A 13838-nucleotide genomic window follows, 5' to 3' on the forward strand; every position below is an offset into this window, starting at 1 on the left:
GAGCCAACTGAGGGCCGAGCGCCGTTACGACCACCTTTCCAACTGGGCCCCGGCCTTCGCCGGGGTGGTGTTATAGGTGGGAAAAGCGACGGTGACTAAGCCCGCCCGGCCGCCTGCCAGCTATCGGCGCAGAGCCCGTAGATCAGGCTGTCGCGCAACCCCAGATGCGTTTCCCACTCGTCGCGCAACAGCCGTTCACGACGGAAACCGAGACGTTCCAGCAAGGTGATCGACGCAGTATTCTCGGTGTCCGCGTCGGCGAACACGCGGCTGCGGCCTTCGGCGAACAGGCGATCGATCACTGCCGACACGGCCTCGCGCGCGATCCCTCGCCCCCACGCTTCTCGCGCGAGGATGAAACCGATCTCCGTCACCCCTGCCCCGTCCGCCTCGCTCCCCGAGACCCAACCGATCGCGCGGTCGTCGCCGGTGCGGGTGATCGCCCAGGTGCGCTGGTTGCCCGGCGCGGCCTCTTCGGCGAGGTAGGTGCGGACGTCGTCGACCGAGCCCAAGGGCCCGTCGGCGGAATAGGCCATCAGCTCCGCGTCGGCGAGCATCGGGTGCAACGCGGTCGCGTCGCCCTCGACCAGCGGGCGCAAGCGCAGCCGTCGCGTCTTCAGCACCGGCGACACGCCAGCGCGACGGGGTCGGCGCCCGGGTTGCCTCACGCGGTCAGGGCATCCACGAGCGCGCGGACTTTCTTCTGGCGCCACTGCGGGAGCGGGGCGACCAGCCAATAGCCCCCCTTCGAAGGCTGCGACTCGCCGATGAGACGGACGCGGGCCTGCGCGAGATCGCGGCGGGCGAGCAGTTCCGGCACCGTCGCGCGACCAAGACCAGCCGCCGCCGCGTCGATCGCGAGCCCGGCGTCGGTGACGCGGACCAGCGCGACGCCGTCCTCACCCGACCATGCGATCGACGCCTCAGTGTCGGTGCCGGGCTTGGCGATCGTCACCATGCCCTCCGATTCGAGCGCCTCACCCTCATGCTCGCCCGGACCATCGCCCCAGCGGATCGCGAGATCGAGATTGGCTTCGGTGAAGTCGACATTCTCGTCCGCGGTGATCAGCACGAACCGCAGTTCGGGATCGGCCTCGGCGATCTGCGCGAGCCGCGGCATCAGCCACTTCTCGGTCAGGTCGCGCGGCGCCGCGATCGTTAGCGATTTGGAGGATTGGCCTGCCTGCATCGCGCGGACGGCCTCCTCGAACTGGAGAAACCCGCCGCGGAGCGCACCGAGGCCCGCTTCCGCCTCGGGGGGTCAGTTCCAGCCCGCGCGTGGTGCGACGGAACAGCACGACACCGAGCGTATCCTCCAGCGCGCGAATCTGCTGACCAACCGCCGCCGGCGTCACCGCCAGCTCGTCCGCAGCGCGCGTGAACGACAGATGCCGCGCCGCCGCGTCGAGCACGCGCAGACCGTTGAGCGGGAGATGCGTGCGCTTCAATTGAGCACCGCGGGCGCGAACAGCGAGAAGCGGGGAATCTCGACCGCGAACACGGCGCCGTCTTCGCGAACCATCTGGTAGCTCCCCTGCATCGCACCCGACGGGGTCGCGAGTGGGCAACCCGAGACGTAGTCGAAGCTCGCGCCCGGTTCGATCACCGGCTGTTCGCCGACCACGCCTTCGCCCTCGACCGAATGACGCGCGCCGCGACCGTCGGTGATCACCCAATGGCGGGTGAGCAGCTGGACGGTCTCGGTGCCCTCGTTCTCGAGGCGGATGTGATAGGCCCAGAACCAGCGGCCCCGCTCGGGCTCGGACTGTTCGGGCAGATAGCTGACCGACACGCGCACCGTCACCCCATCGGTCGTCGCCGCGTTGGGGAACAGCGCCTTCATAAACCCGCCTGCCTAAGCGCCTGATCGAGATCGTCGATCACGTCTTGCGCATCCTCGAGCCCGACGTTGATCCGCAACAGACCCTCGGTCACGCCCATCTCGATCTGCTTGTCGGGCGACACGCTCGCGTGCGTGGTCGAGGCGGGATGCGTCATCAGCGAGCGCGAGTCGCCGATGTTGTTCGAGATATCGACCAGTTCGAGCGCGTCGAGCAATGCGTGCGCCTGTTCGCGCCCCTCGACCTCGAACGCGAAGATCGGGCCGCAGGCGTCCATCTGGCGCTTGGCCAGTTCGTGCTGGGGATGGCTCGGCAGAAAGGGATGCAGCACGCGGGGGACGCGGCCTTCGAGGAATTCGCCGACCTTCATCGCGTTCTCGGACTGGCGGTGGATACGCAGGTCGAGCGTCTCGAGGCCCTTTAGCACAACCCACGCGTTGAACGGTGACAGCGTCGGGCCGGTGTTGCGGGTGAACGGCAGCAGCGTGTTGGTGATGAAATCCTCGGTGCCACAGACTGCACCGGCGAGCACACGGCCCTGCCCGTCCATCATCTTGGTCGCGCTGTACGCGGTGACGTCCGCACCGAACTCCATCGGGCGCTGCAAGGCCGGCGTGGCGAAGGCGTTGTCGACCACCGTCGTGATGCCGCGTTCGCGCGCGATGTCGCAGATCGCCTTCAGGTCGGCGATATCCATCGTCGGGTTGGCGGGCGTCTCGAAAAAGAACACCTTCGTCTCGGGGCGGACCGCGTCGAGGAACGCCTGCGGATCGCGCGCATCGACGATCGTCGTGGCGATCCCGAACTTCGGCAGCAGCGTGTCCGTGAGCCAGCGGCACGATCCGAACGCCGCGCGGCCGCCCACGAGGTGATCGCCGGTCTGGAGCTGGCACAGCAGCGATGCGGTCATCGCCGCCATGCCCGTTGCCATCGTCCGGCACGCCTCGGCGCCTTCCAGCAGCGCGATACGCTCCTCGAGCATCTGCACGGTCGGGTTCTGCAGCCGGGAGTAGGTCATCCCCCTCCTGCTCGCCGGCAAAGCGCGCCGCGGCGTCGCCCGCCTTGTCGTAGCAATAGCCCGAGGTAAGGAACAACGCCTCCGACGTCTCGCCATATTCGCTGCGGGCGGTGCCGCCGCGGATGGCGCGCGTAGCGGGACGCCAATTCTGAGTGATCGAACGATCCTGGCCGGTCTTGCGCTTCATGCGCGCCGCTTTGCCGGGGGAGCCGCGATGACAAGCCCGGGGACAAGCCTTGCGGGTGTGAAGAGGGGTGCGGAGTATCTCGATCCTCCCCCGCCAGGGGGAGGTAGCGCCGAAGGCGACGGAGGGGGGAGGACCACACAACCGCGGTTACCCTTTCCTCCCCCTCCGTCTGGCAAGCGCCAGCCACCTCCCCCTTGCGGGGGAGGATCAAAGATCCGACTAGTACCGGCCCCAGGTGAATTTCGACGACAGCGCGTAGTTCCAGACTGCGCCGACCAGCACGCCGATCAGTGCCGAGGCCGCCCAGGCCCCGTCCCTCATCTCGTACAGGAACGCGGCGATGCCGACGTTGGCGACCGCGCCGACCGAGCAGATCACCGCGAACGACACCCAGCCGTCGACCAGTTGCCGCCACCCCTTCAACCGCCGATCACGATACGTCAGCGCGTTGTTGAGGAAGAAGTTGAAGGTAAGCGCCGCCAGCGTCGCGACGATCTCGCCGACCAGGAAGTGCGTGCCGAACCCGACGAACAGCGCGGTCAGCACCGCCATGTGGATGCCGACGCCGAACACGCCGATCGCCGAGAACATCGCGAACCGCACCGGCACGACCCGCCCGAACATCCGGTCGTAGATCGCGATCAGATATTCCATCGCCACGACGTGATCGAGCTTGCTCTCGCCCTCGGTCCGGCACCGGAAGGTGTAGGGCACTTCGACGAAGCGCAGCGGCGTCGGCGAGGCGGTGAGCAGGTCGAGCAGGATCTTGAAGCCGATCGCCGACAGCGACGGCGAGAGGTGGCGGACGATGTCGGTGCGGATCATGAAGAAACCGCTCATCGGATCGTTGAGATCGCATTTCAGCACGCGGCGTGACAGCTTTGTGGCGAGCGCCGACTTGGCGACGCGGTCGCTGTCCCACTCGCCGGTGCCGCCGCCGCTGACGAAACGCGAACCGATCACCACGTCGGTATCGCCGTCCTTCAACAGGTCGAGCATCGCCGGCAGCAATGCCTCGTCATGCTGGAGATCGCCGTCGATCACCGCGACGACCGGCGCGGCGGTCGCGCACATGCCCTCGATGCATGCCGACGACAGCCCCCGCCGGCCGATCCGCTGGATCACGCGCACCCGCTTGTCGAGCCGGGCAATTTCGCGCGCGGCGTCGGCTGTGCCGTCGGGACTGTCGTCGTCGACGAAGATCGCTTCCCAGTTCAGCCCGACCAGTGCCTGGTCGAGCTTGGCGATCAACGTCGCGACATTGGACTTCTCGTTGAACGTCGGGATGACGACCGCGAGTTGCAGCAGGTCACCGATCACTGGGCGGTCAAACGAGGTTAGCCAGCACTGCATCGCCCATGTCGCGGGTCGACAGCGTGCCGCCCAGATCGGGCGTGCGCACGCCGCCGAGGATCGCGGCAGCGACGGCCGCTTCGATGCGGTCCGCGGCTTCGGGCAGGTCGAGCGAGTGGCGCAACATCATCGCCGCAGACAGGATCGCGGCGCACGGATTGGCCTTGCCCTGGCCGGCGATGTCGGGCGCGCTGCCGTGGATCGGCTCGTACATGCCCTTGTTCGAGCCGTTGAGCGCGGCAGACGGGAGCATTCCGATCGAGCCCGCGCACATCGACGCCTCGTCCGAAAGGATATCGCCGAACAGATTCCCGGTGACGATCACGTCGAACTGGCCTGGATTACGCACCATCTGCATCGCCGCGTTGTCGACGTACATGTGGCTGAGCGCGACGTCGGGATAGTCAGCCGAGATCTCGATGACGACGTCGCGCCAGAGCTGCGAAGTCTCGAGCACGTTGGCCTTGTCTACCGAGAGCAGCTTGCCCTTGCGAGTGCGCGCTGTCTCGAAGCCGACGCGGGCGATGCGCGCGATCTCGGCCTCGTCGTAGCGCATCTCGTCATGGCCTTCACGCAGGCCGTCGGCGGTGGTGCGGATACCCTTCGCACCGAAATACACGTCGCCGGTCAGTTCGCGGACGATCACCATGTCAATCGACCGGGCGATCTCGGGGCGGAGTGCGGAGGCGTCCTCCAGGCCCGCGAACAGCTTGGCGGGACGCAGGTTGGCGAACAGGCCGAGCTCCTTGCGCAGGCCGAGGATGGCTTGCTCGGGGCGGAACTGGCGTTCGAGCGCATCGCAGTCGGGATCGCCGACCGCACCGAACAGGATAGCATCGGCGCGGCGGGCGAGATCGAGCGTCTCGGGCGGCAGCGGATGGCCGACCGCCTTGTACGCGGCACCGCCGACGAGGCCTTCCTCATAGGTCAGGTCGAGACCGAGCGGATCGAGCACGCGACGCGCCTCCGCCGTGACTTCGGGTCCGATGCCGTCGCCGGCCAGTATCGCGATCAAGGGCATGTGCGTTTCTCCTGCGCGGCCCCTTGCCGGGCGGTGCGCGCTCACGCAACCGCCCTTTTGAGGCGATCGACCAGCCGGTCGCGCGCCGCCAACGGATCGGCGCGACGGTCGACGAGGATGTCGCGGGCGAGGAAGTGACCGGTCAACCGCAGGCCGTCGAAGATGTCCGGCCATGCCGCTTCGCCGCCTGCCAGCAGGAAGTCGGGTAATCGCAGGAGCTTGCTTTCATACCCGAACGCCGCCCCACGCGAGACGGCTGCGCCGCTCTTGGGCGACACGAAGCCAAGATCGTCCTCCGTTCCGGTCGCGACGCAGCGGTCGAGATCGAGTCCGAACCCCAGTTCCGCCAGCACCAGTAATTCGTACCGGACCAGTGCCGCCGCCCAGCCACGCGCAGATGGCGCGCTCTCGATCGCACCCAGCACGCCGTCGAGCGCGTCGTGGATCTGCGGATAGGGCTGTGCTTCGGGGGAGAGCGGCGGCGGCCAGCGCGGTGGCCCATTCGAGCGCACCTGCGGCGAGCGGTTCGCCGTGCAGCGTCGCGCGGCTGTGGACCAGCTCGGCGGTCAGCGAGGCGAGTTGTTCGCCGGTCCGCGCACGCCACTCGCCCTGGATCACGTTCGCCTGGAGCAGCACCGGTCGCATCGCGCGCGACCGTCCACCGCGGACGTAGCCGGGCTGAACGCCATCGCTACGGGTGAGCGCACGCACGATCGCGCCGTGTTCGCCATGCTGGCGAACGGCGACGACGATGGCGGAGGCGCGGAGATGCATGGGTTACCTTGTACCGCTCTCGCTCGAAGGAGAGGAGAGATTTAGCCGCAGATCGTCTCGGCCATGGCAAGCGTTCGCAAGCCGAACCGAACCCTCTGTGCCACGACCGAGGCGTGTCAGGTGCGCCGCGACCGGGGGGCGTTCCGAAATCCAGTTCGACCACAGCTGCTCCGCCTGTCGCCAGCGCGTGCGCACCGGGTCGGGGCCAAGCGGGACGTCGCCACGGTCGAGTTCGAGCACCGGGCGATCGGTGAAATGCGTGGTCGGCAACACGTCGCGCATCTCGGCGAGCATGGTGCACAACGCCTGGAAGCGGCGGACATGGACCGCGTTGGCGCGCGTGCCGCGGCGGTTGGCGAGTTCGAAGCCGTGGCTGACGATCGTCACCGCGGAATGATGCGACACCGCCGCATGTTCGAGCGCGTCGTAGCTTTCGCCCGCCGACAAGGCGCAGAGCTGGAAGGTGCGGATCCGGCCGCGGAGGTCCTCGATCACCGTCACCGGGACTTCGGTGATGCCGGTGCCGTTCGCGCGGCGGACCGGGGCGATCTGGCGTGCCGGGAGCGAGATACGGCTGGTGTGCGGCGCCTCCGAGCCGTTGTGGCTGCTGTCATAGGCGAAGCCCAGGCTTTCGAGTGCCGTCAGCGTGTCGTCGTTCGCGGCATAGCTGCCTGCGCGAAACGCGATCGGGTGCGGCGCGCCGGCCTCGACCAGCAATTCGGTCGCGCGAACGAGCAGGTCGATCTGCTCGGCAAGGCTGTACGTGTAAAGTTGGAACCGGTCGTGCGCGACTCCGCGATCGCCCGCTCGCGCGCTGGTCCAGTTGGGGTGGAGGTGGAGCTGGACCTCCTGGCCTGCGTCCAGGATCGTCTCGATCATGCGGCGGATCGGCGCCGGTCCGAACGTGATCGCGGGCATCGGGTCGACGAAGAAACACGCCTTCAGATTGTGCCGGGCCAGCTCTGCCAGTTGATAGCCCAGCCCTACCCCGGCCGGTTCCAGCGACCGCGCATAGATCGCGTCGCAATCCAGACCGGCGGCATGGTGGCGCCACGCGAACTCGGTATCGATGGTCAGGAAAACAGGCGTAGTCACGGATTAGTATGTAACAATCAGTAGTGAAAATGGCGTTGTGATTTTATACAAATCACCTTGATTTGAGTTATATTTTTTTCCCGATCCGGGACGTCATCATTCTTTTGCACGCACGGCGAAACGCTAGCTCCGCATCGCCAGAAAAATCTGCTCGCTACCGCGAATGATAAAAGTCGTAGACTTGCTGGGCTACGCCTGCCGAAACACCCGGCGCCTGTTGCAGGTCCTGCAAGCTCGCGTTGCGCACCGCGCGGCCGGTGCCGAAGTGCATCAGCAGCGCCTTCTTTCGCGCCGGGCCGATGCCGGGCACCTCGTCGAGCGGGCTGGCGCCGATCGCTTTGCTGCGCTTGTCGCGGTGGACGCCGATAGCGAACCGATGGACCTCGTCGCGCAGCCGCTGGAGGTAAAATAGCACCGGGGCGTTGACCGGGAGCTGGAACTCGCGGCCGTCGAGCATGTGGAACACCTCGCGGCCATCGCGGCCGTGTTCCGGTCCCTTGGCGATCCCGACCAAGCACACGTCCTCGACGCCGATCTCCTCGAGCGCGGCTTTCACCGTGTTAAGCTGGCCCTTGCCGCCGTCGATCAAGACGAGATCCGGCCAGTCGCCCGAATCGCGATCGGGGTCCTCGGCCTGCGCACGCGAGAACCGGCGGGTGAAGACCTCACGCATCATCGCGAAATCGTCGCCCGGCGCGGTATCCTTGTTCTTGATGTTGAACTTTCGATACTGGCCCTTGCGGAAGCCCTCGGGCCCCGCGACGACCATCGCGCCGGTCGCGGCGGTGCCCTGGATGTGGCTGTTGTCGTAGATCTCGATGCGTTCGGGCGGCTCGGCGAGGTCGAACAGATCGGCGACTTCGCGCAGCAGCTTGGCCTGCGTGGTCGATTCGGCCTGGCGTCGCTCGATCGCCTCGATCGCGTTGCGCTTGGCCTGGTCCATCAGGCGACGGCGATCGCCGCGCTGCGGGACCTGCAGCGTGATCTTGTAGCCGGCGCGTTCGCCTAGTGCTTCGGCGAGCAGCGCGCCTTCCGTCAGTTCGCGGTCGAGCAGGATCTGCTTGGGCGGCGGGACCTCCCTCGTAGAACTGGCCGAGGAAGCTGGTCAGCACCTCGTCCTCGGGGACGTCGTTGGTGTGTTGCGGGAAGAAGCTGCGATGCCCCCAGTTCTGGCCACCGCGGATGAAGAACGCCTGGATGCCGATCAGCCCGTCCTTGCACGCCATCGCGAAGATGTCGGCGTCGCCGACGCCCTCTGCGTTGATCGCCTGCGTGCCCTGGATGAAGGTGAGCGCGCGGAGGCGATCGCGGAGCAGCGCCGCGAGTTCGAAGTCCATGTTCTCCGCGGCGGCCTGCATCTGCGCGCCGAGCTTCGCCTGCACGCCGGTCGACTTGCCGCCGAGGAAGGCCTTCGCATCCTCCGTCAGTTCCCGATACGCGGCCTCGTCGATCCGGCCGACGCACGGCGCCGAGCAGCGCTTGATCTGATACAACAGACACGGTCGGTCGCGGGTCTTGAAGAAGCTGTCGGTACAACTGCGCAGGAGGAACAGCTTCTGGAGCGCGTTGAGCGTATTGTTGACCGACCCGGCGCTGGCGAACGGCCCGTAGTAATTGCCCTTCGCGCGCCGTGCACCGCGGTGCTTCTGGACGCGCGGGAAGGCGTGGTCGTCGCGCAGGAGGATGAACGGGAAGCTCTTATCGTCGCGCAGCAGCACGTTGTAGGCGGGGCGATAGCGCTTGATGAGTTGCGATTCGAGCAGCAGCGCCTCGGCTTCGTTGTTCGTGGTGACGATCGTCATCGAGCGGGTCTGCGACACCATCCGCTGGAGGCGCTTGGTCAGCCGCTCGACCTGGACGTAGTTCGCCACGCGGTTCCGAAGCGCGCGCGCCTTGCCGACGTACAGCACGTCGCCGCGCGCGTCCTGCATCCGGTAGACGCCGGGGCGGATCGGCAGCGTGTCTAGCACGTTGCGGATCGCCGCTACGCCTGCCGCGAGGTCTGGCGCTTCACCACCACCGCGGACGGCGAACGTGGACTTGTCTTCGTTGAACCGGTCGGGGGAATTGGGGGGAGGACATCGTTGAGGAATCTAGGGAGTGCGAGGGGGTTATGCCAGCGGTCGCCTTTGGCGCTGGAGAAGTGATTTTCACGCGAAGGCGCAAAGGCGCAAAGAGAAGATCGATTTCGCGCAGAGGCGCAGAGGACGCTGAGAGAAGGGTCGATCGGAATTAGCGTCCGTTCTCAAACCGCCGAAGGCTCAAGATCCCTTTAGCAATCCGAAGAACAGTCCAGAGCGCAACTCCTCCGCGCTCTCTGCGCCTCTGCGCGAACCAATCTTCCTTCTCTTCGCGCCTTTGCGCCTTCGCGTGAAACAACCTTCTCGATGCCCTACGGGCGAAGGCAGCGGTCAGGTTTGGGCGAAGACCTTGGTGCCGACGATGCCGACGACGGTCAGTGCCATGAAGCAGGCCTGGATGCCGCTGACCTTGTCGCCGAACAGGATGACGCCGCCGATGATGACGCCGATCGCGCCGGCGCCTGTCCAGATCGCGTAGGCAGTGCCCGCGGGGAGGCCGCGCATGGCGAGCGCGAGCAGGCCCATGTTGACGAAGCTGAGGATGATCGGGACGCTGGAGGCCTGCCACGTGGCGAGGGTGGCGGCCCATTTGAGACTGAGCGCCCAACAGATTTCGGTGACGACGGCGACCGCGAGGATGAGCCAGGACATAGTTGTTCTCCAACGGGCTCAGATTGGAGACTCGGCCGCCGGAAACCCGGGAAGAGACGGCCGTCTGTGCAAAACAGGAAAAGCGCCGAGCGAACTACCGTTCCCCGCGGAGGCGGGGGTCCAGGGTTGCGGGCGCTGTCCGATGAGATCCTGGGCCCCCGCCTTCGCGGGGGAACGGCAGCGCATCTGGCGCCGCCCCAGATTAGTTCAGGCGGGCGAGACCGGAGATCGCGCGGTCGACCATCATGCGGTCGGCGGCAGCGTCGTGGTGCTCGGCAATCAGGATACCGGCAGCCTTCGCCGCGGCATCGGCAGCCCGCGCGCGGACTTCGGCAATCGCAGCGCGCTCGGCGGCAGCGATCTTGTCCTCGGCCATCTTCGCGCGACGGGTCATGAGGTCCTCGGCACCAGCCTTCGCCTTGGCGATGATCGCCGCGGCTTCGTGATGCGCGTGGGCCTTCATGGCTTCGGCTTCGACGTGCGCGGTCTTGGCCTTTGCCTCGTACTCGGTGCGGATCGCTTCGGCTTCGGCACGGAGCGCCTTGGCTTCGTCGAGCTGTGTACGGATGCCGGTGATGCGCTTGTCGAGCATCTTGCCGATCATCCCCGGAACCTTCTTCCAGATCATCAGCAGGATGACGACGATCATCGCCACCGCGACCCAGCCGGTCGAGGTTAGGCCGAGCGCGGTGGGATCGGGCACATGCTCGACGCCGCCGGGTGCGGCCGTGTGCCCCTGGAGGCCCTGGCTGTCGATCGCACCCTCGGGCGCCATGCCCTCGCCGTGGATGACCTTTGCGGCCGAATCTGGATTAGCCATGCGCCGTCGTCCTGCGTACCGCGTCGGTCGCCGCGTCCAGGCTGACCTGGAGGCCGGCGACCTTGGCGGTCAATTGCTGTGCTGCTTCGGCGGCGACGCCCTGCAAGTTCGAGAGCGCCTCGGCCTTAGCGTTCGCGACCGCCAGATCGTGATGACCCAGACGCTCGGCGAGTTCGGCGTCGGCCGCGTGGACCTGCTGCTCGAATGCGGTCGCCGCACGCTTCGCAGCGGCAGCCGTCTCGGCCTGCGCCGCAACGCGGGCCGCGTCCATTTCGGCCTGCCAGTTCGCCTGGACCGTATCGGCCTGCGTACGGGCAGCGAGCGCTGCCGCCAGATCGCCCGCGATTCGGCCTTCGCGCGAGTCCACGTTGGACACGATCTTTGGCACCATTCCCTTGCCGATCCCGAAATACAGGATGCCGAAGGTGAGGAGCAGCCAGAAGATCTGCGAGGCGTAGGTAGCGGCTATCTGGGAAATCTGGGGCATGTCGGTCCTTCGTGAAACGGCCGGGCACGGTCGCCCGGCCAATTCAGCGAGTTGTTAGGCGACGAACACGAGGATGATCATCGTGACGAAGGCGAGCAGACCGAGAAGCTCTGCTGCTGCGAAACCGATGAACAGACGGCCCTGCTGGCTGTCGGCTGCGCCCGGATTGCGGAGAGCGCCGGCGAGGAACTGGGCGAACACGTTGCCCACGCCGAGTGCTGCGAGGCCCATGCCGATCGCTGCGAGGCCGGCACCGATCATCTTTGCTGCTTGTGCGTCCATGGTAAATTCCCTTTGAAAATCAGTTGGTAAATAGAAAACTTAGTGAAGGTTAACCGCGTCGTTCAGATAGACCGACGTCAGCAACGCGAACACGTATGCCTGGATCGCGGCGACCAGCAGCTCGAGCAGCGTGATGCCGATCATCAGCAGCATGCTCGGCGCGCTCACCAGACCGATATACATCCCGCCGAGGTTCAGGCCGTTGATCACGAATGCGGCCAGCACCTTGAGCAGGATATGCCCCGCGGTCATCGCCACGAACAGTCGCAGACCGAGCGAGAACGGACGCACCAGGAACGACATCAGCTCGACCACGAAGATCAGCGGGATCATCAGCGCCGGCGTGCCGCTCGGCACGAACAGCGAGAAGAAGTGGAAGCCGTGCTTGCCGAAGCCGACGAGCAGCACGATCGCGAAGCTGATCAGCGCCAACACGCCGGTGACGGTCATGTGGCTGGTCACGGTGAACGGGTGCACGCCCGGGACGATGCCGAATGGCAGGAGCCCGATGATGTTCGCGAACAGGATGAACATGAACAGCGAGAAGACGTAAGGCACGAAGCGCTTGCCGCCGGGGCCGACATTCTGCTCGAGCATACCCGAGATGAAGCCGGTGAAGCCCTCGACCGCCATCTGCCAGCGACCGGGCACGAGCTCGCGCTTCATGCCACCGATCATGAACGCCCAAAGCGCGACCAGCGTCACCACCATCCACAATGCGGAGTTGGTGAACGACAGGTCATAGCCACCTACGATCCAGTGCGAGCCGAACGCCGGCTCGATCAGGAACTGGTGCATCGGATCGATCTTGCCGCCCTGTTCTGCCGCCACGTGGAATCCCTGCCGTCTTGATACGACAAACGCCCGGTTACTCCGGGCGTTCGCCTGAAATTCGAATGATCTGCCTGAACGCGACCGCTATCCCGAGGAACAGCAGCACGATCAGCCCCCCAAGGGCCAGTGCCGAACCAATGGTCTATCAACCACCCGATCAGCGCACTGCCGACGAGACTCCCGATGAGAGCAGAAATGACGCGATTGCCTTGCGAGTAACCCCGCTCGGCATCCGCCCCCCTTCTGCCCCTTTGCGAGCGTTTCCCGATGCTGCGCCTCTCGCAATCGCTCATCGAGCGCGGAAAGTCGCGGATCTTCAACACCCTGGGGGTCCTGTCCGGGTTCGATCTCCGCCACGCACGTTCCTCCACCTGATTTCGCATCGGGGAGGAAGCAAGCAGCGACGAGCGATCCCGCCAAGGCGCGGTCCGTTTAGAAAAGGGGGTGCAAGTCAACCGGTGTGACAGGGGTGTCATTAATGGGGCGTTCGATCCTCCCCCCGCCAGGGGGAGGTGTCGCCGAAGGCGACGGAGGGGGAGGACACGGAACCTACGTTTCGCGTGCCTCCCCCTCCGTCTGGCAAGGGCCAGCCACCTCCCCCTGGCGGGGGAGGATTTTAGTGCGGAGCGTCGGAACGGCCGCGCTCTTCGTCATCTCGGCGAAAGCCCGGACCTCGCGCCGTGGGGGAGTTCCCCTCTTCGTCACCCCGGACTTGTTCCGGGGTCCACGGTTCCGCACGCTCACGACTATCGAATATACGGAACCGTGGATGCCAGAACGAGCCCGGCATGACGGAGGTTCAAACGCAGCGCGAATCGCGTTCGGGGGCACCGGCGGTTCGGGTCTTCCAGACACCGTTCGGCGTCTTGTACTTCTCGCCGGGGTTGGTCTGCATGATCAGGTTGCAGCCACTCGTGAACGCGAGTTGCTCGACCGTCGCGCCGCTCGCCTGCGCCTTCTGCGTGTACGCCGACTTGCGCTGGATATTGATGTTGTTGACCAGCGCGCGAAGATCGCCGCTCGCCGCACCGACCAGGCCGAGATACCCGTCGGGCTGCTCGCCAACCTCGCCCCCGGCACGCGCCGCGGCGTAGGCCGGATCGCGCTGCGCCGACGCCGCCACCGAAAGGCCGCCGAGAACCGCGGCTGCGGCAATCATGACAATGACCTTCTTCATCTTAGAATATCCCCGGATTCTGCTGGATCAACGATTTCGCCTCGCCATCGAGACGATAGACCACTTCCTGCGTGACGTTGATGTTGAGGTTGATCTCGATCGGCTTGTCGGGCGCCGACACGTTGATGCAGCCCGACAAGGCCGCCGTCAGCCCGATAATAGCGATCGTCCTCGTCATCCTACGCAAGATCGGCCTTTGCTCCAGCTTCTTCAATCC

12 protein-coding genes and 4 pseudogenes are annotated in these 13838 nt (G+C 66.0%); all 16 read right to left on the minus strand.

The window, feature by feature from the left end; all coding sequences use genetic code 11:
• Positions 1–95 precede the first annotated feature (95 nt).
• The gene (locus tag NHF48_RS10015) at positions 96–668 is read right to left on the minus strand and encodes a GNAT family N-acetyltransferase (protein ID WP_060527158.1); all 573 of its coding nucleotides are present in this window, start codon (positions 666–668) and stop codon (positions 96–98) included.
• Positions 665–1448, minus strand: a pseudogene (locus tag NHF48_RS10020) (LysR family transcriptional regulator). The gene NHF48_RS10015 and the pseudogene NHF48_RS10020 overlap by 4 nt, the downstream one beginning before the upstream one ends.
• The gene (gene apaG, locus NHF48_RS10025) at positions 1445–1843 is read right to left on the minus strand and encodes a Co2+/Mg2+ efflux protein ApaG (RefSeq protein WP_056488567.1); all 399 of its coding nucleotides are present in this window, start codon (positions 1841–1843) and stop codon (positions 1445–1447) included. The pseudogene NHF48_RS10020 and the gene apaG overlap by 4 nt, the downstream one beginning before the upstream one ends.
• Positions 1840–3046: pseudogene (locus NHF48_RS10030) on the minus strand (trans-sulfuration enzyme family protein). Before NHF48_RS10030 ends, apaG begins: the two are co-directional and overlap by 4 nt.
• Positions 3047–3265: 219 nt before the next feature.
• A complete protein-coding gene (locus NHF48_RS10035) occupies positions 3266–4363 on the minus strand; it encodes a glycosyltransferase family 2 protein (RefSeq protein WP_253072392.1) in 1098 nt (365 codons plus the stop codon).
• A 10-nt stretch (positions 4364–4373) separates the two neighbouring features.
• The gene (leuB, locus tag NHF48_RS10040) at positions 4374–5420 is read right to left on the minus strand and encodes a 3-isopropylmalate dehydrogenase (RefSeq protein ID WP_253071024.1); all 1047 of its coding nucleotides are present in this window, start codon (positions 5418–5420) and stop codon (positions 4374–4376) included.
• Positions 5421–5461: 41 nt separating this feature from the next.
• Positions 5462–6194, minus strand: a pseudogene (recO, locus tag NHF48_RS10045) (DNA repair protein RecO).
• 3 nt (positions 6195–6197) lie between these two features.
• Positions 6198–7289, minus strand: coding sequence for a polysaccharide deacetylase (locus NHF48_RS10050; RefSeq protein ID WP_253071025.1), 1092 nt, complete (start codon positions 7287–7289; stop codon positions 6198–6200).
• Positions 7290–7443: 154 nt separating this feature from the next.
• A pseudogene (gene uvrC / locus NHF48_RS10055) lies at positions 7444–9382 on the minus strand (excinuclease ABC subunit UvrC).
• 318 nt (positions 9383–9700) lie between these two features.
• The gene (locus tag NHF48_RS10060) at positions 9701–10021 is read right to left on the minus strand and encodes a DMT family transporter (RefSeq protein WP_253071026.1); all 321 of its coding nucleotides are present in this window, start codon (positions 10019–10021) and stop codon (positions 9701–9703) included.
• 202 nt (positions 10022–10223) lie between these two features.
• Positions 10224–10796, minus strand: coding sequence for a F0F1 ATP synthase subunit B family protein (locus tag NHF48_RS10065; protein ID WP_253072393.1), 573 nt, complete (start codon positions 10794–10796; stop codon positions 10224–10226).
• A 37-nt stretch (positions 10797–10833) separates the two neighbouring features.
• Positions 10834–11328: a F0F1 ATP synthase subunit B family protein gene (locus NHF48_RS10070; protein WP_253071027.1), complete on the minus strand. Its 495-nt coding sequence runs from the start codon at positions 11326–11328 to the stop codon at positions 10834–10836.
• 54 nt (positions 11329–11382) lie between these two features.
• Positions 11383–11610, minus strand: a complete 228-nt coding sequence (locus NHF48_RS10075) for a F0F1 ATP synthase subunit C (RefSeq protein ID WP_055873230.1) — start codon at positions 11608–11610, stop codon at positions 11383–11385.
• 39 nt (positions 11611–11649) lie between these two features.
• Entirely contained in the window at positions 11650–12408 is a 759-nt protein-coding gene (locus NHF48_RS10080) for a F0F1 ATP synthase subunit A (RefSeq protein WP_056056028.1), read from the minus strand.
• Between the two features lie 835 nt (positions 12409–13243).
• Positions 13244–13621: a YdbL family protein gene (locus NHF48_RS10090; protein WP_253071028.1), complete on the minus strand. Its 378-nt coding sequence runs from the start codon at positions 13619–13621 to the stop codon at positions 13244–13246.
• 1 nt (position 13622) lies between these two features.
• On the minus strand, positions 13623–13799 hold the full coding sequence (locus NHF48_RS10095; RefSeq protein WP_253071029.1) for a YnbE family lipoprotein: 177 nt from the start codon (positions 13797–13799) through the stop codon (positions 13623–13625).
• Positions 13800–13838: the final 39 nt, after the last annotated feature.

Origin of the sequence: Sphingomonas sp. H160509 (assembly GCF_024124765.2) — a bacterium.
Classification (GTDB): domain Bacteria; phylum Pseudomonadota; class Alphaproteobacteria; order Sphingomonadales; family Sphingomonadaceae; genus Sphingomonas.